A 26,410-nucleotide genomic window follows, 5' to 3' on the forward strand; every position below is an offset into this window, starting at 1 on the left:
TGAGATTTGTAATCTAGCAACTTGAATCATTGAGAAAAGCGGGGGAGATAAGGCGAATTGATTGAGACTATTAACTCAGCCAAAGTGGATAGCGGGGACGGTATTTGTGCAAGGCAAAGAAAACTTGGCTTAAATTACCAGCCATAACAGCATCCACAGTCCAAAGAGCCATGCCAGGCTACGGCGGCTAACGCGATGTTTTAATAGCAAAGATAGACTTACAGCTACAGGTAGAAACAGGATAAAAGCCCAAGAGAGGAACGGAACCTCAAGATTTAATGTTTCAAGACCCATCCCACAAAGCAGACTTAATGCCAGTAATAAGAGGCTATGAAATAGCATTAATTGATTGAATCTTAATACTAGTGCAGGTTTAAATGCGGGTTTAGCATGATAGGGCAAGGTCAGCGTATTCATCTCTTTTTCCTGATTCCTCTTTAAGTGATGGAAAGAATAATAAATCTAGATGAGAACTATTCTCAACTAAATTTACACAGCTTTAGTGTTCAGTTAGAGCTTAACGAGCTAAATTGGCTCTCGATCTAAAGAAGGCTGTTTGCACTCTTGTCTGCTTTGGGCTAAATTACACTGTAATTATATCCAGTGTTTAATGTAGATATGATCCTCTATATTGCTGAAAAACCAAGTCTTGGGCGTGCAATCGCCGATGTGCTACCAAAACCCCACAAAAAAGGTGACGGGTTTATTGAAGACGCCCAAGGAAACTGCGTGTCTTGGTGTGTTGGGCATTTGCTTGAACAGGCCGAGCCCGATGCCTATAACCCCGAGTTCAAATCGTGGAAGTTTGAGCATTTACCCATAGTGCCCGAGAAGTGGCAGCTTAAACCTAAGGCCGCGACCCGTAGCCAACTCACTGTACTTAAAAAGCTGGTAAAACAGGCCGATACCTTAGTGAATGCGGGTGATCCAGACAGGGAAGGGCAATTATTGGTTGATGAAGTAATCGCCTATTTGGGCGTGACGGGCGATAAATTACAGCAAACGCAGCGACTCCTTATCAGCGACTTAAACCCGCAGGCGGTGAAACGTGCCTTGTCGCAACTTCGTAGTAACCGTGAGTTTATTCCTTTGTCTACTTCTGCACTTGCCCGGAGCCGTGCCGATTGGCTCTATGGCATGAATATGACACGGGCCTACACCATCCAAGGGAAAAAGGTCGGCTATCAGGGCGTGCTATCCGTCGGTCGAGTGCAAACCCCGCTCCTTGGGCTTATCGTGCGCCGCGATGAGGAAATCGCGCGATTTCAATCTAAACCCTTTTATGAAGTCTTAGCGCATTTAGTAACGGATAAACAACAATCTTTCACTGCGAAGTGGCAACCCAGTGAAGCCTGTTTACCTTATATGGACGAAGAAGGGCGAGTGCTTGCTAAGGGCTTAGCACAAAATGTGGTGCGTCGGATCACCGATAAACCCGCCAAAGTGACCCAGTTAAGCACTAAGGATAAACAGCAGAATCCGCCATTACCCTACAGCTTATCGGCACTGCAAATTGATGCAGCCAAGCGGTTTGGGATGAGCGCTAAGGACGTGCTCGATACCTGCCAGAGTTTATATGAGCGCCATAAGCTGATTACCTACCCGCGCTCTGACAGCCGCTATTTACCTACAGAGCAACATGGTCTAGCAAGCAGTGTATTAGCGGCCATTATGGGGGGGACGCCCGAGTTAGTCGCACACGCTGAGGCGCCGAATCCTCGGCTTAAATCTAAGGCGTGGGATGATAAAAAAGTCGATGCCCACCACGCTATTATTCCAACGGAAAAACAGCCCAATTTAGGCAGTTTAAGCCAGCGGGAAAGGCAGCTTTATCTACATATTGCCCGCCAGTATTTGGCGCAGTTTTACCCCGCCTATTGCTACAGTGAAACTGCGGTCGAAGTGACCATTGAAGGTGGTCTCTTTAAAACGAAGGCTAGACAGGATAAATCCCTAGGTTGGAAACAACTGTTTGCACGGGAAGCTGATGAACATAAAGAGTCTATGGGGCGAGAATCGCTTCAAAATACTGATGATAAAAGTACCGATAAGGATGCAGAAGATGAGGTGTTTTGTGGCATTTTACCGCCTTTAGCCCTAGGACAAATCCTTCACTGCAACCAAGGTGAATTGGTCGAGAAGCAAACTCAGCCCCCCAAAGCCTTTACCGATGCGACCTTGCTGAGCGCCATGACGGGGATTAATCGTTATGTGACTGACCCCGAGATCCGCAAAATTTTAAAGGAAACCGATGGCTTAGGGACGGAAGCGACCCGCGCAGGCATTATTGAGCTGTTGTTTAAACGGGGTTTTATTCAGCGTCAGGGCAAGTCAATTGTGGCAACTGAGGTGGGTAAAGGTTTAATCAATAGCTTACCCCTTAGTGCCACAACACCCGATATGACCGCGCTGTGGGAGGCAAGCCTAAATGGCATCTGCCATAAGGAAATCTCTTATCAAGGATTTATGCAGCCACTGCTGGGGACGTTAAATCACTTAATCGAAAATGCGGGCGCCCAATTACCCTCAGCTCTCAATGGCTTAAAAGGACAGGGTTTTAAGCGAGCAGCTAAAAAGTCCGTCTATCGAAAAGCTGGAACCAGAGGCGCTGCTGGCGGGAAAAAAGCCGGAACGGGCGCTAAAAAAGGAAATGCTAGAAATTCAGCCGCAGCATCTTCCACATCCACAACAGCTAAACCGACCGTCCCTAGACGGCGAACGAGCAAAGCGACCGCCCAAGCCTGATGACACAAATGTAATCAAACTGTCGCTAATGTTCGCGATTTGGTAACGATATTTAATTTATTCCGCGATATTTAATTACCGCCAATCACGTTATTTCGTGATTGGCCGATCCACTTCTAAAAAATACCTGGAAACTCAACTTTTCTGCTCCGTGGCATGCTAACTGCTTTGCCTTGGCCGGAGAATATAATAAGCCAATCAAATCATAAGATTATTTATGATTTAGCTGAATGAATAGGTATAGATGATATGAAAAAGAAATTGCTTGCAGTGATGATCCCCGCGATGTTATTCACAGGTACAACTCATGCGGTTGAGTTGTATAACGATCAAACCAATAGTGTCAATATGATCGGATGGTTAGGCTTTGCGGCGTTAAATGATGGTCATGAAACTTCAGTTATCGATAACTTTTCCCGGGTGGGATTTCGTTTTGACCGCCAAGAGAAAAACGGCTGGCGCTCCTTTGCCCATACTGAATGGGGTATTAATATGGTCACCAGCGACGATGGTCTAATTTATACCCAAGGCCAAGGTGGCGGCCAATTATCCGCTTCAAAAACCTCAGATTTCCTATTTAACCGCTTAGGTTATGTTGGCATGTCGCACGACAAATGGGGCACCCTCAGCTTTGGTAAGCAGTGGGGAGCTTACTACGATGTTGCCTATACCACGGATGTGCTCAATGCGTTTACTGGCTGGTCGGTCGGTGCTTATACCTTCGGTGATGGTGGGTTAACGGGGGCTGGACGTGCCGATGCGGCGCTGCAATACCGTAATACCTTTGGTAAACTGCATATCGCGGTGCAATACGCTTCAAAGCAAAATAGCGATGTAGCACTTTATGATAACCAAGGTCATGCCTTAAATGATGGTTCAGAGCTGAGCTTTGATCCTAGCTATGGTGCCAGCGCGACTTACTACATTACAGATAAATTTAAGGTGTTAGCAGGCTTTAACCGTGGCGACTTTACTGGAAACCTCGCCGGTAAAGACGTAGACAATACCAATCAAATCATTGGTATTGGTGCGCAGTACGGTCGTTTTTATCAGTATGCGCCGGGCCGTGATGCAGATGGATTATATGTTGGTTTTAACGCCCATAAGAGTGAGCAAAATGAGTTAGTGGGTGGCGAGCTTTACGATTCTACAGGTGCTGAATTTATCGTGGCTTATCAATATGACAATGGCTTTGTGCCGAGTGTATTGCTGACCTATCAAGATTTGGATACCGATGAAAACACGGCAATTCAAGGTAAGTGGACCCGCCAGTTTGCGGTACTTGGTCTGCATTATCGTTATAGCCGCGACACCATTATGTACGCCGAAGCCAAGATTGACTTCAGCAACATGGACGATAAGGCCTATGAAGATCTGCAAGACAATAACTACGCTGTTGGTATTCGTTATTTCTTCTAAGCTCAATGGCTTGACCGATTAATTCGGCAGCATAAAACAAAGGCCACATTTTTGTGGCCTTTTTATTTACGATCCATTTTTGAGTGTTACACAATCCCTAACTTCTTCATTTTACTGCGTAATGTATTGGCATTGATGTCCAGTAATTCAGCGGCACCACCTGGGCCATACAGTTTGCCCCCTGTGATCCTTAAGGCATGGCTGATGTATTTTTTGGTCATCACATCCAGCGGCACCAACTTATCGGTGGCATGGCTTGGGTCGATAATCACGGTCTGATTGGATGGGGTTTTCACTTCTTCACAGTGTTGCGGTGCCAGAAATCGAAAATCGAGTGGCCCAGCAGGATGCTGGATCATGGCGCGTTCAAGTACGTTGATAAGTTCTCGCACATTCCCGGGCCAGCCATATTGATTGAGGATATTCAGTTGGTCTGGTGCAATCCTTGGCAACTGCGGCAAATTAAACTTGGCACTCAGTTGCTCGATAAAATGTTGTACCAATAGAGGAATGTCCGTGCGTCTTTGTCTTAATGACGGGATTTCGATCGGGAAAATCGCCAGTCGATACCAGAGATCTTCACGAAACACCTCTCTGTGCACCATGGCTTGAAGGTTTCTGTGGGTCGCCGCGATTATACGAATATCGAGTTGCACCGCATCGTGGCCGCCAACGCGGGTGATACAACTATTTTGCAGTACCCTGAGTAACCTAACTTGGGCCGAAAGCGGCAATTCCCCTATCTCATCTAAGAAAATCGTGCCGCCGTTGGCCTGCTCGAAGTAGCCAATTTTGCGTGAATCGGCGCCAGTAAATGCGCCTTTTTCATAACCAAAAAGCTCGGAGTCAATCAAGGTATCAGGAATGGCGCCACAGTTTACCTTGATAAAAGGCTTACCCGAGCGTTCCGATAATTCGTGAATGGCGTTGGCGATGACTTCCTTGCCACAGCCCGTTTCCCCAAGCATTAACACTGTGGTGTTGATTTTGGCGATGGATTGCACCTGTTGCATTACCTGTTTCAGGCCAGAATTAGCGCCAACCACGCCATTTTGAACATCTAAGGTGCGGCGTAGACTCACGTTTTGCTTCGAGAGCGCTTCATTCTCTTTGAGTAAGTTGCGATCCCTTAAATTCAGCGCCGTGATCAGCGCGAGGTTTTGCATATGCGGTGCGATTAAGTCGGCATGGCGTGGTCTAAATACTCCAGTGGTTTTGGCATAAAAACCGACTATCCCAAGATGGGTGTTTTCAATCGACATTCGCAAGATAATCAGTGACCGAATATCTTTAATCACTTGAGGTGCGACTAATGCAGTAACAGGATCATGCTCAATATCGTTAACAATTCTAACCCTTGGTCGCTCGGGATCTTCTAAGTATTGCGCCATCTTCTCAGGAATTTGGACGCGCTTATCGAGCGTACAGCAATGGGTGTTATCTACATGGGCGATAAACTGTATATCATTAAATTGTTTGCGAAAAATATTCACAAATAGCCCATCAATGGGGAGTTCATCCCGAATAAACTCAAAGTAGCTCTGTAGGGATTTCTCCAGTTGCAGACTACTACAGAGCCTTAGGGTTGATTCGTAATAAAAGTGTTTTTCCATTGATATTTCAAGTTGATCACTAAGTATCGTGATTGTAGATCTTTATATTTCGTGATTTTGTGCCTGCAATCAAAATTCACCACTTAAATACTTCCTTTTAGGTGCTTGGCACAGCACCTGCACTTTCATGCTGACAAGTTCCAGTGATTATTGAAGGAAATCAGCATGAGTAAAACCCAAGATATTAATGCGGGGCGTCGCCAGTTATTAAAGGGAGGCATGGTCATGGCCGCAGGGCTGGGGGCGAGTATCGCGTTGCCTGCCTCTGCCAGCTGTGACTCGGCTCCTGTTAATTTCGATGAAATCGTAGATGTGCTCGTGGTTGGCAGCGGTTTTGCGGGCATGTCAGCAGCGTTGCAGGCCAGAGAAGCCAGCGTGAGCGTGATGGTTATCGATAAGATGCCCGTGTTTGGTGGCAACTCGACCATCAACGGCGGCGCGATGGCGGTCGCGGGGTCAGCCCTACAGAAGCAGGCAGGGATTGAAGATTCGGTCGATGCAATGGTGGCGGACATGCTGCGGGCTGGTCGCGGCATGAACGATGTGGAAATGCTCAAACTGGTATGTAACGGCACAGCTGAATCCTGCCAGTGGCTGATCGATTACGGCGTGAACTGGAAACCGTTTGTACAGCACTTTGGCGGCCACTCGGTACAACGAGTGCTACAAACCGTTGAAAGTTCAGGCGCAGGCATTATTCGCCCCCTAATTAAAGCCGCCCGGGACAAGGGCGTCATCATGAAAAATCAGACCAAGCTCGAAGGCTTTGTACAAGATGAGGCCGGACGGGTGATCGGTGTCGAAGTTCGCGAAGGTTTTTATTTTCCCAATGACCGCACGGGTAAAATATCTCGAATCGGCGCGCGCCGTGGCGTGATTATGGCGACTGGCGGTTTTGGCCGCGATATTGAATACCGCATGATGCAATTACCTGAGTTAAATAGTGATTTAGATTCAACCAACCATGCAGGTGCCACCTCCGAGGCGCTCAAGCAGATGATGCTCATTGGGGCCAATCCCATTCATTTAGACCAAATTCAGCTTGGCCCATGGGCATCCCCCGACGAGAAGGGATTTGGCACGGCTTCCCAGTTCAACACTATCGCTACTTATCCCCACGGCATTGTTGTGGATGTGCGCACAGGTGAGCGTTTCTTCAATGAATTAGCCGACCGTAAAGCCCGTGCCGACGCCATTATGACCAGACGAGATGAAAAAGGGCAACCTGTCTATCCCATTGGTTTTACTAATGCTGCCGGTGCCAGCAAGGCACAGACCTTAGATTGGGGCCTGAAATACAAGGTCATCAGCAAGGCCGAAACCTTAGACGAACTGGCCGCTATTTACGGCATGCCGGCCAAGGCATTAAAGGCGCAGGTTGCGCGTTGGAACGAAGCGGTGAAGACAGGCATCGATAAAGAGTTCGACCGCCCCATGCAGGAGGCAATAGTGCTCGACAAAGGGCCTTGGTATGCGGTGCGCATGTGGCCGAAGGTGCATTACTGCATGGGCGGCGTGAAGGTGAATACTCAATCCGAAGTGCTGCATTTGGTCAGTAATAAAGCCATTCCCGGATTATATGCCGCTGGCGAAGCCACGGGCGGTATCCATGGTGCCAGCCGTTTAGGGGCCTGTGCCGTGGCTGAAGGAGTTGTCACTGGGCGTAATGCTGGTCGAAACTGCGCTGCGGCGAGTGCTGTGACGCTAAAGCAAGTTTAGATTTTATTAAAAATAACAAAATGTTGGAGAATGATAATGAATAAATCCATGTTGATGGCCTCACTTACCTTGAGTTTACTTTCTGGCAGCGCGCTCGCGATGGAGCAAGTGGTACTCGACGGTAAACATTTAACTCAAGACCAAGCCTGGGCAATTGCCGATGGTGCAAAAGTGAAGATTGCTCCGCAGTCCAAGACCCAACTCGTGAAAGCACACGCGCTATTGATGGAAGCAGCGCGTCTGGGCAAACCTGTGTATGGCTTAACCGTAGGTGTTGGGCTAAACAAAGACCACAAGCTGTTCGATGCTAACGGCAAGCTGAGTGATTCGGTGCTCGATGCTTCCAGAAGTTTTAACTTTAGTACCTTTCGGGCTCACAGTGCGGGTGTGGGTGAAGCTGCGCCCATCCGCTTAACACGCTTAGCATTAGCCGTGCGGTTAAATACTATGCTAGCCGGACAAACTGGCGTTCAACCTGTGGTGGCCGAGCTTTATGAAGCCTATCTTAACAAGGGACTGACCCCTGTGATCCCTGCTAAGGGCACAGTCGGTGAAGCGGATATTCTGCTGTCATCCCATGTTGGTTTAGCCATGGTTGGCGAATGGGAAGTATTCTACAAAGGTCAGCGTGTGAGCAGTAAAGAGGCGATGGCCGATGCGGGCATTACGCCATTAGTCCCAATGGGTAAAGATGCATTGTCGATTTTATCTAACAACGCCTTTGCTGTGGCGTATGCGATGCAAGGTTACCGTGAGGCGAAGCAATTATTGTCGGTATCGCCCACCGTCTTTGGCTTAAGCTTGGAAGGCTTAAACGGTAACGTGGCGCCATTCTTGCCGCAAACCAATGATATCCGCCCGTTCCCTTACATTAAATCGGCCACCAGTGACATTCTCAAGCAGCTCGATGGCAGCTATTTATGGCAGTTAAATGATGAGCGTCCATTACAGGATCCGTTAAGTTTTAGAACCACAGCTTACACCTTTGCTGGCGCCGAGCAGGCCCTAGCTTCATTGGATGAAGTGATCAATATCCAAATCAACCATTCGGACGATAACCCAGCAGTGATTGTGGGCGCGTCGAACCAGTATGCCGAGTTCCCGCAAGTGGCTAAATATATGGTTGAAGGGCAGGGCGGTGTGTTCCCAACCACTAACTTCGAGCCGCTGCCGGTAGCGCTCGCGGTGCAAAACCTGAGTGTCGCCCTGACCCATGTGTCCCACAACAGTGTGATGCGTACGATTCATCTGTCCGATGACCACTTTACTAAGCTGACGCGCTTCCTAAGTGCGCCGGAGAATCAAGGCCATGCCTTCGGTGCGATTCAAAAAGCCTTTGTGGATATGCAAGTGCGTAACAAGCAGTTAGCCACGCCTGTATCCTTCGATGGGATTTCTATCGCCGGCGGGATTGAAGATACCTTCACTAACCTTAAGTTAGCGTCCGATAACCTGATCCAAATCGTCGAAAACACACGAGTGATCTATGGTTTAGAGCTGCTACATTCAACTCAAGCGATTGATTTACGTAAACAAGCGAACCCTGAGCTGCAGCTTGGTAAAGCGACGCAAGCCATGTACAAGGCTTACCGCGAGAAAGTGCCTTTTGTTGCGAAAGATCGCCCATTCACGCCAGATATCCAAGCGTCGACTGACTTTATTACACACTATTAATCTGCGACGCGGGGCACCATGCCCCGCCTAGGAAGACTCTGATGTTAAAACCCGTATTTATTCTATTACTCGGTGCCATACTGGCAGCACCTATGGCTGCTAATGCAATGAATATCAAGGATTACCATAAAGAGGTAATGACTGGAGCCGATGGTAAAGTCGATTGTGCGGCATGCCACGGTGATGCAAAACGCAAAACCGTTCCCGATGCTGCGACTTGCAGTCGTTGTCATGGATCACCCGAGGAACTGGCTAAGTTGACTGCGCGCCCTGCGGATGCGGGTCATTCGGTTGAGCCGAATCCCCATAACAGTCTGCACTATGGTACTGATCTGCCTTGTACTTACTGCCATCAGGAACACAAAGAAAGTAAAGTCTATTGCAATCAATGCCATGAGTTTACTTATCCTCAAATGAAACGTTAATTTCATCCTCGTTAAACACCCGCTCCCCTGTATTTTGACGATTATTGTCATGCACTCAACTTTGTTGAGTGCATTTTTTCAGCAAAAAAAAGAGTAATCCAACTCGGATTACTCTCACGGAAAATAGGTCGTTGAACGTTGTAGCCAAAATCACTCATTTGGATGAGGAGCCTGCACACAATGACAGCTTTTACTTAATTAACCCTTAAAATTAACATTTATCTTAAGAGTTCACCGCGGTTGAGACTGATGAGCTTATCTAAGATCCGCTCGCCATCCATTCGAATACCATTGTGTTCATATTCTGAGGTTAACCAATACTTTAGGTGCGCTACCTGTTTGGCGGTTTCTAGGCTGAAATCCATCTCGACATACATATCTTCGCTATAAATCGCGGCCGCAACTGGGACGCGGTTTTGGCTGAGCTGCTCAAGATTGTAAAGCGCTGGCCAGTCCGTTTTATGGGCAAGAATATTGGCTGCGGCTTTAAGTGGCGCTAAATGGCTAAATTGTTCAAACATCCAAGGGTAAATCATCTCGCCAGTAAACAGGAAAGGCTTACCCACTTGATAGTTAAAGGCCGGATACTGCTCCCGTACCCTATGGGCAGACCACTGTGACGCACTGTGTTGGCAGTAGATGGCCTCGTGTAACAGGGCAAAAATTGGGTTGGTGTTATAGTCGAGTAATTGGCAGAAATGATTTAAAAACAGCGGGTTGACATAATCACCTTGGGGCGAGTGCACTAGGGCCTGTTCAAGTAAATAGTAGACTGACTCAGGGCCTTGCTCCATGCCTAAATTAATGCCAAGCAGTTGCAGCATTTCAACCGTGAGGCGCTCACCCGTGGCTAACTGCACTGGATGTTCGAGTAAATGTTTGGCGAGGCGAGTCACCAGATGCTGCGCATCGTGGAAGCGCTGGAAGAAGTCCTTATTCTTGGCGAGTACGCGCTGATAGGTGGCTTGATAAACCTCATCACTGCTGCGCGTTAAGGAGGGAATACCACCTGTGATATAGGCTTCACTTACGCCCTGAGGCGCAGCACTTAAGTAGTGCAGCACGCAGAAACCACCAAAGCTTTGACCGAGGATAGCCCACTTGTCGGCGGGGCAGAGCTGGGTGCGAATGGATTCGGCGTCACGGACGATATTGTCGGCTCTAAAATGGCTTAAATATTCGGCCTGTTGCTCAGGGGGTAAGTGACTGAGGCTCTGATAATTGATGGGGCTAGAAAGGCCTGTGCCCCGTTGATCGAGCAATAAGACTCTAAACTCTTTGAGTGCTCGACGGATCCAGCCGCTATTGCTGGCGGGCCGCATAGCGGCAAAGCCAGGACCTCCTTGGAAAAAGACGATATAGGGTAATTTTTTATCTTTATTTTCAATGGCGCAAAGTTCTCTCGCAAACACAGTAATCTGCTCACCAATGGGTTGTTGGTAGTTGAGTGGCAAAGTAAATGTGTGTTTCTTGGCGAAAACACCAGCGAGCATCATATCGGGTTTCATCAATTGACCTTAAGGGCTAGGCTTGTTATTTATGGCAGATTGTATACAAAAGCCCTGTTGTCGCAAGTTAGGATTATTTGATTAGCCTTTGGTTGAGATCAATTTTTATTATAAAAAATTGAGCCATGATAACCCTCTTAGCGTAATCTATCGGCTATGGATAACACGAGATTGAAGCTATGAAGTACCAAATTATTCCTGTGACACCTTTCCAGCAGAATTGCAGCTTGATCTGGTGTGAAAAAACTAAGCATGCAGCGGTTGTCGATCCGGGAGGGAACGTTGACCGTATTTTAGGTGAAGTCACTAAATTAGGGCTGACCCTTGAAAAAGTGTTACTCACTCATGGTCATATTGATCATGTTGGCGGTGCTAAGTTATTAGCACAACAAACGAATGTACCCATCGTTGGTCCACATGAGGCGGATAAGTTTTGGATTGAAAATCTGCCTAAACAGAGTCAAAACTTTGGTTTTCCCCACTGTGATGCCTTTGAACCCGATCGATACCTGTGTGATGGCGATACCGTCACCGTGGGCGAGCAAAGTTTGACTGTGCTGCATTGCCCTGGCCATACACCAGGACATGTGGCGTTTTATTCGGCCTCATCCAAGCTTGCATGGGTCGGAGATATTCTCTTTAGAAGCTCGATTGGCCGTACTGATTTTCCTCAGTCAAATCATCAAAGCTTGATCCATTCAATCACCTCTAAACTCTGGCCTTTAGGCGCTGACGTGGAATTTATTCCTGGCCACGGACCTATGTCTACCTTTGGCGAAGAGCGTGAACATAATCCCTTTGTGGCTGATCAGTTACTGCTCTAAGTTGCATAACACTGCGTCGATTGACTTAATATCAGCCAAAATGCGAGTTTTAATCAGGTACAATTCATATTTACTGTGCCTGATTAAACCTGCAAACCTCATCTCTGCTTGACACACATCTTGGGTCTTTTTAGTTAGATTTATCCGCAACTATCTATTTTTAAGCATTATATTTTGACCTAAACCAAATATCGGTTATTTACGCAACTGAGAATCGCTCGTAACTCTGTGTATTATTCATCAAAATTCTGTTTTTTTTACTTTTTAGTTACATTTTACTGGCTAGACTTAAAGCTAACGTTGTAGGTGTCTATCGGGGTAACTATGAATACAAAAACGATGATGAGTGTTGTTTTTTCCACAATCGTCGCTAGTGCAGTGATTACGGCGGTGCTGAGTTTTAATGTCAAATCTAAGATTGAACTCTTTAATGATGCTGCGAATATTCGCTATCAATCCTACCAAATTGCTGATGAACTTCGGCAAAGTTCTGATGATTTGACCAGACTCGCCCGTACCTATGCGGTGACTGGGGATGAAAAGTACGAAAAAATGTATATGGATATTCTGGCCATTCGTAACGGTGAAAAACCTAGGCCGGAAAAATATCACCAGATTTATTGGGATTTGGTGCTCAGTTATGGCGATAAACCTAAGCCAGATGGCGCCAGAGTGGCCATCAAAAGCCAAATGAAGGCTTTGGGGTTTTCCGATGAGGAGTTCCATTATCTCGAGCAGGCACAGCAAAATTCTGATGCTTTAGTCGCCCTTGAGGTCAAGGCGATGAACGCGGTGAAAGGAATTTTTATCGACCCAAATACCCAAACCTACAGCATTAAAGGTGAGCCGAATCTCGCGATGGCGAGGGAATTACTACATAGCGATCAATATCATAGTGAAAAAGCCAAGATTATGCAGCCGATCGATCAGTTTTTTACCGCCTTGGATAAACGCACTGAGGGTGAGGTGAGTAATCGATTGGATTCTTTAAATATGGCACTCAATGGTTCGCAGTTTGTACTCTTTTTGGTGATTTTAGTTGCCGTTGGCGGCTTTATTATTGTTAAAAGTAGGATTGTGACTCCACTCGTACAAACCTGTCGCGAATTACTTGATATTCAAAGGTCTAAAAATCTTGCCCGTAGGATCTCAGTTTCGACTCAGGGTGAAATTGGGGAAATTGTTAGCCAAATTAATTTATTCATTTCATCTCTAGCCAGTTCATTAGCGACGACGGACAGTATTGCGAAGGAGGTGGCAGATCTCGCTAAACAAACCAAAGCTTCGATTCAAGTTTCCCGTCAAAGCTCAAACCGAGTCGCCAAAGAGCTCGATGCCAGTGCGAGCGCGATGGAAGAAATGACGACCACCTTAGTGCATGTTAGTGAGAGCACCTCGAACGCCGAAATTCGGGCAGCGGAAAATGAGACCCATGTGGGCGTTGGTCAGGATACGGTTTCAGAGGCATTGAATGCGATGGCGGTGCTCGAAAGTGAATTTACGACCACCCAAGATTCGATGCAGCATTTGGTGAATGAGAGCACTCAAGTCAGTAATGTATTAAGTGTGATTAAAGCGATTGCTGAGCAAACTAACTTATTGGCACTCAATGCCGCCATTGAGGCGGCGAGGGCGGGTGAGCAAGGGCGTGGTTTTGCGGTGGTAGCCGATGAAGTGCGTTCACTCGCACAGCGCACTCAAGATTCTACCAAGGAAATTGATGATATTGTTGCCAGTTTACAAAATCGCACCAATCAGGTGGGCAGCTCAGTCACCCAAGCGGCTAACTTAATGAAAAAAGCCTCAGGTGAATTGCAACGTATCGTGACGGTCTTTGATGATATTCGCCATAGCACTGCGGCGATTCATGGGATTAATACCCAAGTAGCGGCATCAACCGAAGAGCAATCTCTGGTGTCTAAGGATATTGCCACCAGTCTTATGGTGATCCGCGATAATTCCCGCGAAGTGTCACAAATTATTGAGCAAATCGAATTCACCTCTATTAGCTTAGATAATCAATCCCAAGCACTACGAACTAAGGCTGGAGAGTATCAGTTTTAACCCTTAGTTCAAGGCTATCTCACACTTGTTGACAGGGATGTCAGCTTTATCCTTTAGCTATTTTGTGCTTCCCCGCTTTTGCCCTTTTAAATTCAATTTTCCTTTGTTAGCTTGTTCTACATAAAGATAATTTTTTAATCAGTTACGCTGATTTCAATCGTGGATGCATTAAATGTGTCCCTAAGTTAGCGAAATAGAGAGGAGTCAATGTCGATGGATCACCAAATGGAAGACTTATTAGAACATTGGTTGCCCCTCGCGGATGATTCATGGGTGCTGGCGGTGATTACCCATATCCAAGGCTCGTCCTACCGTAAACCCGGCGCCATGATGTTATTCCACGAGTTTGGCCAAGGCGCAGGGATATTAAGTGGTGGCTGTTTAGAGGCCGATCTTCGCCGTCATGCACAGCAAGCCATGCAATCGCAACAGATTACTTGTATCACCTATGATGCGACCGATGAATCCGATGCAAGCTACCGCCTAGGTTGTGGTGGTAAAGTCGATATCATGTTGATACCTCTGCTTAAAGAAAATCATGATCTTGGCCTAGTGGACATAGTACAAGCGTTTCGCAAGGGGCTGTCGGGCTACTATCAATTGCCCTTAGTGCCTGCTGGCAGCGATGCTCGCAGTTACGCTGCACAGTTTTATCCGGCGCAAAGTGCCCCTTTTCCTACGGCGGATTTTCCAAAGGCGGGCATACTCAGTCAGCCTGAAGGGGAGGCGCTTATCATCCCACTCAGACCGCGATTTCATTTAGGGATTTTTGGGGGAGGAATAGATGCTAAACCCGTGGCAGCGATTGCCCACAGTTTAGGTTGGCAGGTGAGCGTGTTTGATACGCGCACCGCCTACGCGAGAAGTGCCGACTTTCCCCATGCCCATATCGTCAAGCAAAGCCTTGATGATGCCGAAGCGCTTGTCGCGCAATTAGATTGCGCCGTGGTCATGCACCATAACCTGAACTTAGATGCGGCGGCGCTCAAAGCCATTCAACCCTTTGATCTTAAATATGTTGCGCTCTTGGGGCCTGCCCATCGGCGGAATAAAGTGTTGGCGATGGCTGAACTCAACACGGAGTCGTTTAGTGGCTTTTTCTCGGCACCCGCGGGGCTTGCGCTCGGTGGTGAGTTACCGAGCGCCATTGCCTTGAGTATTTTGGCCCAATGCCATGGGGTGCTTCATGGCGCGGCATTTTCCTCGCTCGATGGAATGATGCCTTAATGCGCATCAGGCAAAGATTGCTCATTGCTGTTCTCGCGGCAGGTGAGAGCCGGCGATTTCAGGGGGCGAAGCTGGCACAACGTTTATCAACAGCGGCGAGTGAGGGGCAAGGGCATAGCATCTTACAACGCCATATCGACCGTTTGGCTCGCTTCACCTCGGCTCCATTAGTAATGGGAGCATCTAATCAAGTCACCGCAGACCTGTTGGTCGTGCTTGGTGCCCATCAAACATTGTTGCGTCCGCAACTTGACGCTCTCGGAGCGCTAAAACTGACGTTGCTTGATAATCCTAATTGGCAAACAGGTTTGGCGTCGTCGCTGCGAGTTGCGGCGGACTTTGCAAAAGCGCAGCAGTTTGATGGCATGTTACTCACCTTAGCGGATCAAGTTGCGCTGACATTTGAAGACTATCGGCAGGTGATTGAGACTTGGCAGACGAGTCAACAATCTGTGGCCGCTTTTTATACGAACGAAGCTGAGATGTTGAATGGACAAGGGACGTTGGATGAACAAGGAACGTTTGATGAATTAGGCGCCCCTGCTATTTTTAATGCCTCAATACTCGATTTATTAACGGATTTGACTGGCGATCGCGGCGCCAAATCTATCTTAAAACAACTGGCAAATGTGGGTGAGTTAGTGGCAGTTCCCTTACCCCATGCCGCGATTGATATTGATACTAAAGCCGATCTTGCGTCGTGGTTGGCACTTAAGGAGTGAGTTATGGCAATACCATCCTCGGAGGCGGCAAAGGACCAGAGTCTTGCGATGCCTTCCCTAAACCTGACCATTAATGGCAGATCTTTTACCTTAAATGCGGATCCGAATATGCCTATCCTCTGGGCGTTACGGGATATTTTAGGCTTAACGGGCACTAAATATGGCTGCGGCGCGGGGCTCTGCGGCGCTTGTACCGTGCATTTAGATGGTCAGCCTGTGCGCGCCTGTTTAACCAGCGTATCCCAGGCGCAAGGCAAGCAACTGACCACGATTGAAGGGCTGAATAATCAAAAGCTTAAAAATGCTTGGGCCGAACACAATGTACCTCAGTGTGGTTATTGTCAGGCGGGGCAATTAATGTCAGCAGCGGCTTTAGTCACTCAGCATCCAAAACCATCGGCGGAACAAATTGATGCTGCCATGTCGGGTAATTTGTGTCGCTGTGGTACTTATCCTCGGATAAAAGCGGCGCTGCAAAGCTATGCCAAGCAGGAGGGCTAAGATGAGTACATTCACCGCAGTTGAAAATATCAGTCGCCGCGATGTGTTAAAACTCTTCGGCGCCGTCGGGGGCGGTCTCGCCCTTGGTGCCAGTGGCCTCAGTTGGAGTCCAATGGCATTGGCACAGGACCAACAGGCGCGGCTCAATCTGTTTATCGCCATCGGTGAGGACGACAAGGTCTATTTGACCTGCCACCGCTCCGAAATGGGTCAGGGGATCCGCACGGGGATTTTACAAATCTTGGCCGAAGAACTGGAGGCTGATTGGGATAAAATTGTGCCTATTCAAGGGCTCGCCGATAAACGCTACGCCAGCCAAAATACCGATGGTAGCCGCAGTATTCGCGAAAACTATGACCGCATGCGTGAGATGGGCGCGATGGCTCGAACCATGCTTGAACAAGCCGCAGCAGCCCGCTGGAAAGTCCCCGTGAGTGAAGTGCAGGCTAAAGATCATCAAGTGCTGCATGCCAAATCTGGCCGTGCTGCGCGCTTTGGTGAATTAGCCCTCGATGCGGCGGGATTACCATTGCCCGCAGCCGATTCGCTGCGGTTAAAGGCGGTTAAGGATTTCAAGCAAATTGGTGCTTCGCGTCAGATAGTCGATATGCAGGCCATGCTCACGGGTAAGGCTGTCTATGGCTATGATATCCAAGTGGATAACATGCTTTATGCCAGCATTATGCGCCCACCCGTATTGGGGAGCGATGTGGCTAGTCTTGACGATAGTGCGGCGCGCAAGGTAGCGGGTGTGGTCGATGTGTACCGTTTGCCAACGTCCAAGGGCGCTCCCGCTTTTCAAGCCCTAGGCGGCGTAGCTGTGGTGGCGACAAATACTTGGAGCGCGTTGCAGGGGCGTAAAGCCTTGCAAGTGAGCTGGACTGAGTCTGCCAACAGCAGCCACGATTCTAAAACCTACCTGCAAGAGCTGGTGGACAAGGTACAAGCCCCTGGCAAGGTGGTACGTCAAGTTGGTGATGAGGTCAAAGCCTGGCCGAAGGACGATACCCTTAAGGCGATTTATACCGTGCCTTACCTTATCCATTCCTCCATCGAGCCGCCTGTGGCCACCGCCAATGTGACCGAGAAGGGCTGTGAAATTTGGGCATCGACACAAACACCGCAGAGTACCCAGCAAAATGTGGCCGCGGCCTTAGGTATCGCCGAGGATGCGGTGAAAGTGAATGTGACGCTACTGGGCGGCGGCTTTGGGCGTAAGTCCAAACCAGATTTCAGTGTCGAGGCGGCGCTACTCTCCAAGCAATTTAAACGGCCAGTTAAGGTGAGTTGGAGCCGTGAGGATGAGATCCAAAACGGTTATTACCATGCCATCAGTACCCAGTGTTATCAGGCCTTGTTCGATGCCAACAACAAACCGACGGCGCTATTAGCGCGTACGGGCTTCCCGTCGATAAGCTCCACCTTTGCCGAGGGCGTCGAGTATCCATCCGGCGGAGAGTTGGACTTAGGTTTTGTTGATGTGCCCTTTGCCCTCGCAAATTTACGCTATGAGGCTGTAAAGGCCAGCGCCCATAGCCGTATCGGTTGGATGCGCTCGGTATGTAACATCCAACACGGGTTTGGCGTGGGCAGTTTTGTCGATGAAATGGCCCATAAAGCCAAGTTATCTTGCCCCGATATGTGGCGCAGCTTACTGGGGCAACCAAGGCGAGAGACTTTTGAAAATCAAGGCTTTAAATATGGCAACTATGGCGAAGACTTAAACCGTCATCCCGTTGATGTCGGCCGTTATCTCAAGGTGATTGAGGCGGTTGAACAAGCCCAAGCCAAGGCACCTAAAGCGGGTAAGAATCAAGGTTGGGGCTTTGCGGTGCATCGCAGTTTTGTGAGTGTGGTGGCGGTGGCGATACGAGTTGAGGCCGGTGAGGATAAGCAGCTTAAAGTGCTGAATGCCATTGCCGCGATTGATGCTGGCACTGTGGTTAACCCCGATAGGGTGAAAGCACAGACCGAAGGCGCGATAGTATTTGGCTTAAGCTTGGCGCTTATGGGGGAGATCAGTTACCAAGAGGGTAAGGTGATGCAGTCTAACTTCCATGATTATCCCCTGCTACGTTTACCCCAAGTGCCAGAGATGGAGATCATCATTATCGACTCGGATGCGCCGCCTGCGGGTGTGGGTGAGCCCGGCGTACCGCCGGTGGCGCCTAGTCTGACTAATGCGATATTTGCCGCAACAGGCCTTAGGATCCGCGACCTGCCGGTTAATAAACAGTTAAAGGTGTGATGCTGTAAACGACACCTGAGTGAGCAAAAAAGCGCCTAATAAGCGCTTTTTTCGTTTTTTTACCACAAATAAATTGCTTGTTAGCAAATTTACGGGCATTAATGCCGAAAATTAGCAATAGATCAGGTTTTTGTTACCGAACTTGAGGTAATTTAACCAATATGTTTACTCAAGTGACTTAAGGTATGCGGACTCGCGTACACATTCATTTGAATCGGTTACTAGTCGGCCTGTGAGTCAGTTTTCGATTGCAGATCCCTACTAAAAATTGATCGACACGGAAGTGAAGGGCGCTATAACACCATAATACAGCCGCACCTTGAGCGCATTTGAGTATTAACTTCCGTGAAAACAATAAAGGGGTCATCATGGAAAATCGTTGGCAGGTCGCTATTTCTGCGGGGCTATTAGCCGCAATATGGTGTGGTATCGCAGATACTTTTCATCTTGTTACTTGGATTGGCTTTTTAGGTTGTAGCACGTTTTTTGCTCAGCCGAAGGCCGGTTTTCAAGGCGTGATGATGGCGTGGTGCACCAATCTCTCCGGTGTGTTTTGGGCTTGGCTCATTATCAGCGGTAGCAGTTTTTTCGTATCGCCTGTGGCGGGTTATCTGTTTACAGGTATCGCTACCTCGGCAATGTGCCTACAGGCCAGTTATCAAAAACTCAGTTTTATTCCCGGTGCCTTTATCGGCTGTTGTATTACCTTTGCTATGGCTGGGGATGTGGCCAATATTGTGCCGCCTTTAGTGTTAGGCGCCCTGTTAGGTTTTTGCATGAGCTTATTGACGGCGCAGTTAATCAGCCTTCGCCAAAAATGGTCAGCATCAACAGGTTCTGAAATCGCCAGTGCCGATTAATCTTCCATCACTTTTGTGTTCGCATGATAGCCATGCGGTAACTGAGTGATCGAATAGATGAGCTATAATGCTGATTTAGTACCCGATAGCTTTAGGTCTTAGGAAATATCAAGATGAAACAAATCCAGTTTCGCACCATTGATGCCATATTGATCAAGTTCAGTCTTAACGGCAAATTTTGGATTGTCTGTTCTATGGTGGCGTTAATCACGGCTACCATCGCACTTATCAATTACCAACATGCTCACCGTAACTTAGAAGCAGCATCTTTGGCTCGAGTTCAGGCGACGGTTGATGCCTTTGCCCAAGTCGCAAATGCGCAACAGTTGCAGGGCGATGCATTATCACAATTTGCCCGAGACAATGGGCTGAGTGTTGTCTCTCGCCAAACTGAGGCGCAGCGCCAAAGGGATAATGTCACCGCCAGCGCCACGGTGGCATCTGGCAGCGCGCTCGCACTGTCGCAAAATGTGTCCGAATGGGAAAGTGATGGCCGCAGCGATGCTAATTTGATGTTTTGGCTTGCATTAATCGGTTTATTGCCCTTATTCCAATTAAGCTATTGGATTTCAACTTCCCTCGGCGGTGGTCTGTGGGATATGTACATGGCCATCAAACGCTTAGCCGATGGCGACTTAAGTTTCAGATTAAACTTTTTCGGTACCGATGATTTCAGCTTAATCGCCCGCGAAATTGACCGCTGTGCCGACAATATGAGCGAAATGGTGAGCGCTATCCGCAATAATGCCCAAACACTTTCCCTCGCTGCTGATGAGTTTAATCAGCAAGCAAAAATAAGCGGTGAGTTAATTGGTGCCCAGCATCAATTTTTAGATTCAGTGGCTGTGGCCATGGCGCAAATGACTTCGGCGATTGAAGAAGTGTCGGTTAATGCCAGTAACACTTCACTACAGACTAAAGATAACGCCAGCCAAATGAGTGCCAGCCAAGGGCGTATTAGTCATACGGTGGACAGTATTGGTTTGCTCTCAACCAAAATTGGTGCAGCCTTTTCATCGGTAGAACAATTATCTAAGGATGCGGCGGCTATTGATGCGGTAGTGACAACCATCAATAGTATTTCTGGGCAGACTAACTTGCTGGCGCTGAATGCGGCCATTGAAGCGGCGCGCGCAGGTGAGCAAGGTCGCGGTTTTGCGGTGGTTGCCGATGAAGTGCGTACCTTAGCGGGACGTACTCAACAAGCGACAGTTGAGATCCAAGCGATGATCGAAGGATTGCAATCGGGCACTCGTCAGCTCTCCAATATCACCACTGAGATTGTGGACCGCGCCGATGAAGGCCGCAGTGCCATTGTTGAAGTGGGTAACGATGTTGAAGGGATGGCGCAATCGGTAAATGCCGTCTTTGATATGAGTAGCCAAATTGCCGCATCGGCGGAAGAACAAAGCGTTGCCGCCCGTGATATTGCTGGCCAGCTTAATGAGATCCGCCATCAATCCGATACCATTAAACAGACGGCGCAGCGCAGTGTCACCCTAGCGCATGATTTGCAGCAGGCTTCGGTTCAGCTTGAAGGCATTTTAAAGCAGTATCGAACCAGCTAAGCGATTGCTTTATGTGAATTAGGTTTATGAATCCTCATTAGTTTTGAAGCTTAACGCTCTATCTTTTGGCGAAGCGTAATAGCTAAAAAATGGCGGTTACATTTGATGTAACCGCCATTTTTATATTCTTAAAATAGGCAATATCGTTGATTTAGTTTAACTGTCAATTGACTGTACATTTGGCCAAAAATTTATACCCATGTCGTTTTGCTATTCAAAGGTAATAGGGCGAGTAACGTTGTCGAGATAGAAAGCCAAAGTCGCTAGTGCGACTTGGAAGTTATGTCAGTCTCAACTTTTTTCTAATGAATTAGCTCGATTTTTCCTCAGATGCAGTCCTGCGACTTTTGATGACTCTTATCCAAGCTATTTCGGCCTGTGTAGGTTGTGGAAGAACAGAAAGTGGATTATGTTGTTGAGCTAAAATGGATGGCCGGATTTTTCAATAGGATTTTTCTATAATATGAAAAAATTTATATCTCTAATCAGAGGGAGGGGAATTAACTATTTTTCGTATTTTTTATTAATCATTTTGATGACAATCATCGGAGCCAAGTCATTTATCAGGCCTATATACTTAACTGTTATTGATTCTAACCCGATAACTGGAAAATGTGACGATCTTTATCTTTACATTTTTAGTTTTGGTTTCTGCTCGTTTGCATTTGGGTTAGGAGGAATGACAGTTTCATTAGTCAAATTACTAACTAATTGGTCTAAACTAGGTAATCCTTTTTTGATTGCTGAAATTAAGGAGTACATTTTTATGGGCAGCGCAGTTGTGATTGGAGCACTATTGGTTTTGTTACTTTTGTATTTTCAGTAATTTCCCCAAATTTTAATGGACAGAACATAAGAACAGAAGCCATTAACTTTGGGCATAAAGCCTTCATGACCCAGCGAGCACTGTGCTAGATTTGACCTATTATTGCGAACATATCGAAAAGCGACGACGGCACTTTGCGGCAAGTTGTCATCATTTTCACATCAACTGACAACGACTTACATTACTCTGAAAGATGTCCTATACAAATGCCTCCCAAGCACGATGGGACGATATAACTTGTCTAAAATCCCCATTTTTTTAATGAATTAGCGCAAGTTATTGCCTTAGATACTGTCCCTGCGACTATGGTGGTTATTTTTAAGCAATATTAACTTTTACAAGTTGTAGGTAAACGGAAAGTGCATTATGTTGTTGATTTAAAATGTGTGGCCGGAATCCCATTTTTACAAATTAATTATTTTACGACTGTAACTCAAAAGGAATCGTCATAGATGAAAAAATCTATTCTGCTCACCATTGCAGCAAGTATGTGCTCATCATTTTCTTGGGCTGAAGTCTATGAGGACCACTCGAATCCAAATTTGCAACTTTGTAAAGATTTTAAGGCTTATCTCGAGCGTAATGTGGATAAACCATTGCAATGTGGTCTTGTAGCAGATGAGCAATTTAAAGGCTTTCGCTTGCCTAAGTTACAGCCTGCACCAGAGGGGCTAGGTCTACGTATTAATGTGCAAGCAAGAATGGTTATGAGTGATAGTTATCAAAAGCATTTAGATGAAGCAATCAGGCTAGAAAAAGGAAAGCGCTACCGAATAACTCGTTTAGATTTTAATAATGATGGTAATACAGAATCTGTGTTAGTTGAAGATTATCCGGATGAATGCTTACAAGCGCCACGTTACTATGCAGCTTATTCTTCATATGTTTATGATGAAAAGCATTTAAATATTGATTCGAGCTTTATTTCAACTCATAAGTCCTATGCTAACCAATCTGGTGAGCCGTTTTTTTATGATGGCAGAGTCTACGGCGCTGTGATAAGTAAATCTCTTGTAGAAATTTACGAGCCAAGAGGTTTTCGAGAGAATAAATTAGTTAGTACAAGACCAATTTGTTCATACAAAAAAATGGAAAACTAACAGTAGTTTTTTTTAACAGAAATTATGGACATTCAGCGTTAGTAACGCGGTAGTTAGCCTCTGGCTATGCTTTGGTTGAGCATTGAACAAGGAGGTTTGTATGCCGGGCCCTCGTAGAACCCAGATAAGTCTTGAACTGTAGTGCCATCAAGGCATTCGTGAATCCATTCACATCAGACGGGGCGGCCCTGCATCCAAGGATGGACTTGAACAACATCCGTGTTTAACGGCCATTTCGCCATCTGATAGGCAGGACGCCTGAATGTCGTGCAATGCAGGGACGTATGAGAACGACCATGGCTCTCGTTCATAAGCTTAGAAACCCAAGGTGTCTATTCATCGTGTCGTCGAACGAATATCATGGCTCGCCTATGAAGCCTGCACTTAACGTACTCATTCTTAAACAAAAACATCGGCCTAGGCCGATGTTTTTTATATCGATTAAAGTAGTCACTCAAGCGAGTTAGGCTTCTTTAAAGGTGCTCCAAATTGGCGCGTGATCTGAGGGTTTATCGATGCCGCGCAGATCGTAATCGACGTCGGATTCGATTAAACGTGCGGCCAGTGACGGCGTGGCTAAGATCACATCGATGCGAAGACCGCGGTTATCATCGAATCCTTTGCTGCGGTAATCGAACCATGAATAACGTTCGCAGCGGTCGGGGTGCAGTTGACGGAAGGTATCCACCAATCCCCAATCTTGCAGGGTTTTGAGCCATTCACGCTCTTCGGGTTGGAAGCTGCATTTTCCGGTTTTTAGCCAACGCTTGCGGTTGACTTCACCGATGCCGATATCCAAATCGATGGGCGAAATATTGATATCCCCAATAATGGCGATATCTTCATCGTTGCTATGATTAGCGTGCAAATGCGCCATTAAGTCCTGATAAAACTTACGCTTAGCAGGGTACTTAGTCGGATGGTCAATGCTTTCGCCCTGAGGGAAATAACCATTCAGCACAGTTAGCGGACGGCCATTTGCCTGAGCAAAGGTGCCGATAATCATGCGGCGCTGGGCATCTTCTTCATCGGTTGCAAAACCCTTTTGCACCTTAAGCGGGGCAACTTTGGAGAGCATAGCTACGCCATAGTGTGCCTTGCCACCGTGGTAATGCACGTGATAACCCATGGCCTCAACTTCGGCGAGCGGGAAGGCTTCATCGTGCACTTTGGTTTCTTGCAGGCCGATAATATCGGGCTGATGGCTGTCGATTAACGCTTGCAATTGATGCAGGCGAGAACGCAATCCATTGATATTGAAAGAAACGATTTTCATTAAGGCAGAACTCGTTTGAAGGGTTTTACCACAACGCTTTGATATACGCCCGCCGCGAAGTAAGGATCGGCATCTGCCCAGGCTTGAGCTGTGGCTAACGAATCGAAATCCGCAACCACTAATGAGCCGCTAAAACCCGCATCGCCAGGGTTTTCGCTATCAATAGCGGGGTGTGGACCCGCAACCAGCAAACGACCTTCATCGGCCAGTTCCTGTAAGCGTGCTAAATGCACAGGGCGCGCCGCTAAACGTTTTTCTAAGCTGTTCTCAACATCTTGAGCTGAAATCATATACCACATTATTTGAGTTCCTTGCGTTGATCTTCGGGAAGATGTTTATAAAGGTAAAAGACGGTGATTACGGTATTAATCAGGGTTAAGGCGGTGAGGCCAAACACTTTAAAGTTCACCCAAGTTTCTAATGGCAGACTAAAGGCGACATAGATATTGACTAGGCCACAGATGGCAAAAAAGCTTACCCAGTACCAAGTTACATGTGCCCAAATATTATCGGCCACCTTCATCTCTTTACCCAACATGGACTTTAAAATCGACTTGTCGAGTAGTTGGCTCACGCCAAGGGCTAGGGCAAATAACGCATAAATAATAGTGACTTTCCACTTGATAAAGGCATCGTCATGGAACACTAAAGTGAGGGTGCCAAACACTGTCACCATAGCGAAGGTAATCAGGTGCATCTTCTCCAATTTTTTATACAGCGCATAGGTCACGACTAATTGCAGTGCGGTGGCTGCGATTAAGGCGCCACTGGCGATATAAATATCGAAAAATTTATAGACGGCAAAAAAGATAACGAGTGGCAAAAAATCAAGCAGTTGTTTCATAAATAATCGTGTTAAGAAGACGTGGGCTTGAGTGTAGCACGGGGGGCTAGAGGGAAAAAGCCGTGAAAGGTGACCGATTGCTAACTGTTGCATGAAAGCGGCGGCAACGGCTGTTGTAATCCATATAGTCCATCAAGTCTGCGAGCTGCGACCGATAAGGCTAAGCGTGAGCAGCACATTTTGCTTGGGCGCGCGTGGCTAACGGGCAATCGCCGCAGCGATGACTATTCGTGAGTTGATACCTTAAGCAGCACACGCGGCGAATATTGCCCACGTCAGCAACTGGGGCGGGTAGCAGATTAATGCTGTTATAGAGTGGATTAACCTCGCCATCTTTAAAGGATTTAGTGTTAAACAGCTGCGTCTTAAGCTGTTCAAACTCAATTTCTGGCAATGCCATTTCGCCTAAATACCAGTGAATAAGATAGCCTAAATGGCTCCAATACAGCTTTGCGGGTGTTGGGCTTAGACCGGTTAATCGCTCAACGTTAGGGATTAGATGGTTTTGAATCCACTTAATAAGTTGTCGCTCGCGGGGTGGCGTTAAGACCGTGGTTTTAACTATGGCGGCTTTCACCTTAGGAGTGGGTGTTAATTGAAACTCAAAACCTGCGACTCTGCCTGAATCGTGGGGGTGAAGATAAAAATGCTCAGGCGCTATATCAATTTGCTCAATCTGCTCAATGGTGCTCGCGAGCGAGTGCGGCGCGTTAATAATCCATTCCAACATGGGTGGCACTAACAGACCGAAATACCACTGTCCCCAGAGCGAGTGCAGGGCTTTGGAGTTGCAGCTATGGCTGAGCAATATTTGCTCGGGAATATTTTCTGACGGGCTGGAAGATGAGGTTTTCCCCAAGGGTGGATAGGCCTTGGCAAAATCCAGTAATAGCGATTGATAAACGGCTGGCTGACTCCAAGTATCAAAACTGAGTCCTTGGGGCTTGGTGGTTGCCACAAAGTGCTGAGCATAAAAAGGGGCGCGCAGCGCCAGTCGTTGATTAAACTCCTGAGCTACTCGAGTTAAATCCGCAGGGCTTAGCGCTGTTAAGTCGGTTGTTTGCACGCCGCATGCAGTGTTTAAACTTTGCGAGCATTTGCTATGGCTGTGCTTGGCACTAATCGGTTTAGTCTCACTGAAAAGCTTGACTAAGGTCGGTACCGTTTCCCTTTGGCGCGCCATAATCACTCCTTTGGCTTGAATTGATTAAACTGCGGTGAACGCTAAACTCACCGCAGCTTTCATT

21 protein-coding genes are annotated in these 26,410 nt (G+C 47.3%); 14 read left to right on the forward strand and 7 right to left on the reverse strand.

Annotated features, from left to right (window positions below):
• Positions 1-129: 129 nt before the first annotated feature.
• Positions 130-417 carry a hypothetical protein gene (locus FJD32_RS08200; protein ID WP_037420093.1) on the reverse strand — a complete coding sequence of 96 codons (288 nt, stop codon included), beginning with the start codon at positions 415-417 and terminating at the stop codon, positions 130-132.
• A 201-nt stretch (positions 418-618) separates the two neighbouring features.
• On the opposite strand from FJD32_RS08200, the gene FJD32_RS08205 reads away from it, so the two are divergent.
• Positions 619-2,745 (forward strand): DNA topoisomerase III, encoded by a 2,127-nt coding sequence (locus FJD32_RS08205; protein ID WP_140907258.1) that lies wholly within the window; start codon positions 619-621, stop codon positions 2,743-2,745.
• Positions 2,746-2,994: 249 nt separating this feature from the next.
• Positions 2,995-4,164, forward strand: a complete 1,170-nt coding sequence (locus FJD32_RS08210; protein WP_140907259.1) for a porin — start codon at positions 2,995-2,997, stop codon at positions 4,162-4,164.
• A gap of 86 nt (positions 4,165-4,250) precedes the next feature.
• On the opposite strand, the gene FJD32_RS08215 is transcribed toward FJD32_RS08210, so the two are convergent.
• Positions 4,251-5,777 (reverse strand): sigma-54 dependent transcriptional regulator, encoded by a 1,527-nt coding sequence (locus FJD32_RS08215; protein WP_140907260.1) that lies wholly within the window; start codon positions 5,775-5,777, stop codon positions 4,251-4,253.
• 165 nt (positions 5,778-5,942) lie between these two features.
• Here FJD32_RS08215 and FJD32_RS08220 point away from each other — a divergent pair, with 165 nt between their 5' ends.
• Genes FJD32_RS08220 through FJD32_RS08230 form a run of 3 tightly spaced genes read left to right on the forward strand, consistent with a single transcriptional unit; the run spans position 5,943 to position 9,595 of the window.
• Positions 5,943-7,496: a flavocytochrome c gene (locus FJD32_RS08220; protein ID WP_140907261.1), complete on the forward strand. Its 1,554-nt coding sequence runs from the start codon at positions 5,943-5,945 to the stop codon at positions 7,494-7,496.
• A gap of 36 nt (positions 7,497-7,532) precedes the next feature.
• Positions 7,533-9,170 carry an aromatic amino acid ammonia-lyase gene (locus tag FJD32_RS08225; protein ID WP_140907262.1) on the forward strand — a complete coding sequence of 546 codons (1,638 nt, stop codon included), beginning with the start codon at positions 7,533-7,535 and terminating at the stop codon, positions 9,168-9,170.
• Positions 9,171-9,211: 41 nt separating this feature from the next.
• Positions 9,212-9,595: a cytochrome c3 family protein gene (locus FJD32_RS08230; RefSeq protein ID WP_140907263.1), complete on the forward strand. Its 384-nt coding sequence runs from the start codon at positions 9,212-9,214 to the stop codon at positions 9,593-9,595.
• A 218-nt stretch (positions 9,596-9,813) separates the two neighbouring features.
• Here the strand turns inward: FJD32_RS08230 and FJD32_RS08235 are convergent, their stop codons facing one another.
• Positions 9,814-11,103, reverse strand: a complete 1,290-nt coding sequence (locus tag FJD32_RS08235; RefSeq protein ID WP_140907264.1) for an alpha/beta fold hydrolase — start codon at positions 11,101-11,103, stop codon at positions 9,814-9,816.
• A 179-nt stretch (positions 11,104-11,282) separates the two neighbouring features.
• Between FJD32_RS08235 and FJD32_RS08240 the strand changes: the two genes are divergently transcribed.
• The 9 genes from FJD32_RS08240 to FJD32_RS08280 all read left to right on the forward strand — a co-directional run bounded on the left by FJD32_RS08240 (position 11,283) and on the right by FJD32_RS08280 (position 23,043).
• The gene (locus tag FJD32_RS08240) at positions 11,283-11,927 is read left to right on the forward strand and encodes an MBL fold metallo-hydrolase (protein ID WP_037420082.1); all 645 of its coding nucleotides are present in this window, start codon (positions 11,283-11,285) and stop codon (positions 11,925-11,927) included.
• 324 nt (positions 11,928-12,251) lie between these two features.
• A complete protein-coding gene (locus tag FJD32_RS08245) occupies positions 12,252-13,991 on the forward strand; it encodes a methyl-accepting chemotaxis protein (protein ID WP_055648764.1) in 1,740 nt (579 codons plus the stop codon).
• A 213-nt stretch (positions 13,992-14,204) separates the two neighbouring features.
• Complete coding sequence (locus tag FJD32_RS08250) at positions 14,205-15,218, forward strand: XdhC/CoxI family protein (protein ID WP_140907289.1); 1,014 nt, start codon at positions 14,205-14,207, stop codon at positions 15,216-15,218.
• The gene (locus FJD32_RS08255; protein ID WP_140907265.1) at positions 15,218-15,940 is read left to right on the forward strand and encodes a nucleotidyltransferase family protein; all 723 of its coding nucleotides are present in this window, start codon (positions 15,218-15,220) and stop codon (positions 15,938-15,940) included. Before FJD32_RS08250 ends, FJD32_RS08255 begins: the two co-directional genes overlap by 1 nt.
• A 3-nt stretch (positions 15,941-15,943) precedes the next feature.
• Positions 15,944-16,441, forward strand: coding sequence for a (2Fe-2S)-binding protein (locus FJD32_RS08260; protein ID WP_140907266.1), 498 nt, complete (start codon positions 15,944-15,946; stop codon positions 16,439-16,441).
• Position 16,442: 1 nt separating this feature from the next.
• Positions 16,443-18,689, forward strand: a complete 2,247-nt coding sequence (locus tag FJD32_RS08265; protein WP_140907267.1) for a molybdopterin cofactor-binding domain-containing protein — start codon at positions 16,443-16,445, stop codon at positions 18,687-18,689.
• A gap of 368 nt (positions 18,690-19,057) precedes the next feature.
• Positions 19,058-19,549 (forward strand): DUF1097 domain-containing protein, encoded by a 492-nt coding sequence (locus FJD32_RS08270; RefSeq protein WP_140907268.1) that lies wholly within the window; start codon positions 19,058-19,060, stop codon positions 19,547-19,549.
• A 113-nt stretch (positions 19,550-19,662) separates the two neighbouring features.
• Positions 19,663-21,117, forward strand: a complete 1,455-nt coding sequence (locus FJD32_RS08275; protein WP_047539225.1) for a methyl-accepting chemotaxis protein — start codon at positions 19,663-19,665, stop codon at positions 21,115-21,117.
• 1,278 nt (positions 21,118-22,395) lie between these two features.
• Positions 22,396-23,043, forward strand: coding sequence for a hypothetical protein (locus tag FJD32_RS08280; RefSeq protein WP_140907269.1), 648 nt, complete (start codon positions 22,396-22,398; stop codon positions 23,041-23,043).
• 463 nt (positions 23,044-23,506) lie between these two features.
• On the opposite strand, the gene xthA is transcribed toward FJD32_RS08280, so the two are convergent.
• The 4 genes from xthA to fhuF form a co-directional block, all read right to left on the reverse strand.
• The gene (xthA, locus tag FJD32_RS08285) at positions 23,507-24,319 is read right to left on the reverse strand and encodes an exodeoxyribonuclease III (protein ID WP_047538039.1); all 813 of its coding nucleotides are present in this window, start codon (positions 24,317-24,319) and stop codon (positions 23,507-23,509) included.
• Positions 24,319-24,618 carry a YciI family protein gene (locus FJD32_RS08290; RefSeq protein WP_140907270.1) on the reverse strand — a complete coding sequence of 100 codons (300 nt, stop codon included), beginning with the start codon at positions 24,616-24,618 and terminating at the stop codon, positions 24,319-24,321. Before FJD32_RS08290 ends, xthA begins: the two co-directional genes overlap by 1 nt.
• Entirely contained in the window at positions 24,618-25,163 is a 546-nt protein-coding gene (locus FJD32_RS08295) for a septation protein A (protein ID WP_037420040.1), read from the reverse strand. Before FJD32_RS08295 ends, FJD32_RS08290 begins: the two co-directional genes overlap by 1 nt.
• A 160-nt stretch (positions 25,164-25,323) precedes the next feature.
• Entirely contained in the window at positions 25,324-26,346 is a 1,023-nt protein-coding gene (fhuF, locus tag FJD32_RS08300; protein ID WP_140907271.1) for a siderophore-iron reductase FhuF, read from the reverse strand.
• Between the last annotated feature and the right edge of the window lie 64 nt (positions 26,347-26,410).

This window comes from Shewanella sp. LC6 (assembly GCF_006385735.2).
Classification (GTDB): domain Bacteria; phylum Pseudomonadota; class Gammaproteobacteria; order Enterobacterales; family Shewanellaceae; genus Shewanella; species Shewanella xiamenensis.

Excerpts from the sequence above, each read along its gene's own strand:
- FJD32_RS08200 (WP_037420093.1), bottom strand. The coding sequence starts at position 417 with ATGAATACGCTGACCTTGCCCTATCATGCTAAACCCGCATTTAAACCT.
- FJD32_RS08205 (WP_140907258.1), top strand. The coding sequence starts at position 619 with ATGATCCTCTATATTGCTGAAAAACCAAGTCTTGGGCGTGCAATCGCC.
- FJD32_RS08210 (WP_140907259.1), top strand. The coding sequence starts at position 2,995 with ATGAAAAAGAAATTGCTTGCAGTGATGATCCCCGCGATGTTATTCACA.
- FJD32_RS08215 (WP_140907260.1), bottom strand. The coding sequence starts at position 5,777 with ATGGAAAAACACTTTTATTACGAATCAACCCTAAGGCTCTGTAGTAGT.
- FJD32_RS08220 (WP_140907261.1), top strand. The coding sequence starts at position 5,943 with ATGAGTAAAACCCAAGATATTAATGCGGGGCGTCGCCAGTTATTAAAG.
- FJD32_RS08225 (WP_140907262.1), top strand. The coding sequence starts at position 7,533 with ATGAATAAATCCATGTTGATGGCCTCACTTACCTTGAGTTTACTTTCT.
- FJD32_RS08230 (WP_140907263.1), top strand. The coding sequence starts at position 9,212 with ATGTTAAAACCCGTATTTATTCTATTACTCGGTGCCATACTGGCAGCA.
- FJD32_RS08235 (WP_140907264.1), bottom strand. The coding sequence starts at position 11,103 with ATGAAACCCGATATGATGCTCGCTGGTGTTTTCGCCAAGAAACACACA.
- FJD32_RS08240 (WP_037420082.1), top strand. The coding sequence starts at position 11,283 with ATGAAGTACCAAATTATTCCTGTGACACCTTTCCAGCAGAATTGCAGC.
- FJD32_RS08245 (WP_055648764.1), top strand. The coding sequence starts at position 12,252 with ATGAATACAAAAACGATGATGAGTGTTGTTTTTTCCACAATCGTCGCT.
- FJD32_RS08250 (WP_140907289.1), top strand. The coding sequence starts at position 14,205 with ATGGATCACCAAATGGAAGACTTATTAGAACATTGGTTGCCCCTCGCG.
- FJD32_RS08255 (WP_140907265.1), top strand. The coding sequence starts at position 15,218 with ATGCGCATCAGGCAAAGATTGCTCATTGCTGTTCTCGCGGCAGGTGAG.
- FJD32_RS08260 (WP_140907266.1), top strand. The coding sequence starts at position 15,944 with ATGGCAATACCATCCTCGGAGGCGGCAAAGGACCAGAGTCTTGCGATG.
- FJD32_RS08265 (WP_140907267.1), top strand. The coding sequence starts at position 16,443 with ATGAGTACATTCACCGCAGTTGAAAATATCAGTCGCCGCGATGTGTTA.
- FJD32_RS08270 (WP_140907268.1), top strand. The coding sequence starts at position 19,058 with ATGGAAAATCGTTGGCAGGTCGCTATTTCTGCGGGGCTATTAGCCGCA.
- FJD32_RS08275 (WP_047539225.1), top strand. The coding sequence starts at position 19,663 with ATGAAACAAATCCAGTTTCGCACCATTGATGCCATATTGATCAAGTTC.
- FJD32_RS08280 (WP_140907269.1), top strand. The coding sequence starts at position 22,396 with ATGAAAAAATCTATTCTGCTCACCATTGCAGCAAGTATGTGCTCATCA.
- xthA (WP_047538039.1), bottom strand. The coding sequence starts at position 24,319 with ATGAAAATCGTTTCTTTCAATATCAATGGATTGCGTTCTCGCCTGCAT.
- FJD32_RS08290 (WP_140907270.1), bottom strand. The coding sequence starts at position 24,618 with ATGTGGTATATGATTTCAGCTCAAGATGTTGAGAACAGCTTAGAAAAA.
- FJD32_RS08295 (WP_037420040.1), bottom strand. The coding sequence starts at position 25,163 with ATGAAACAACTGCTTGATTTTTTGCCACTCGTTATCTTTTTTGCCGTC.
- fhuF (WP_140907271.1), bottom strand. The coding sequence starts at position 26,346 with ATGGCGCGCCAAAGGGAAACGGTACCGACCTTAGTCAAGCTTTTCAGT.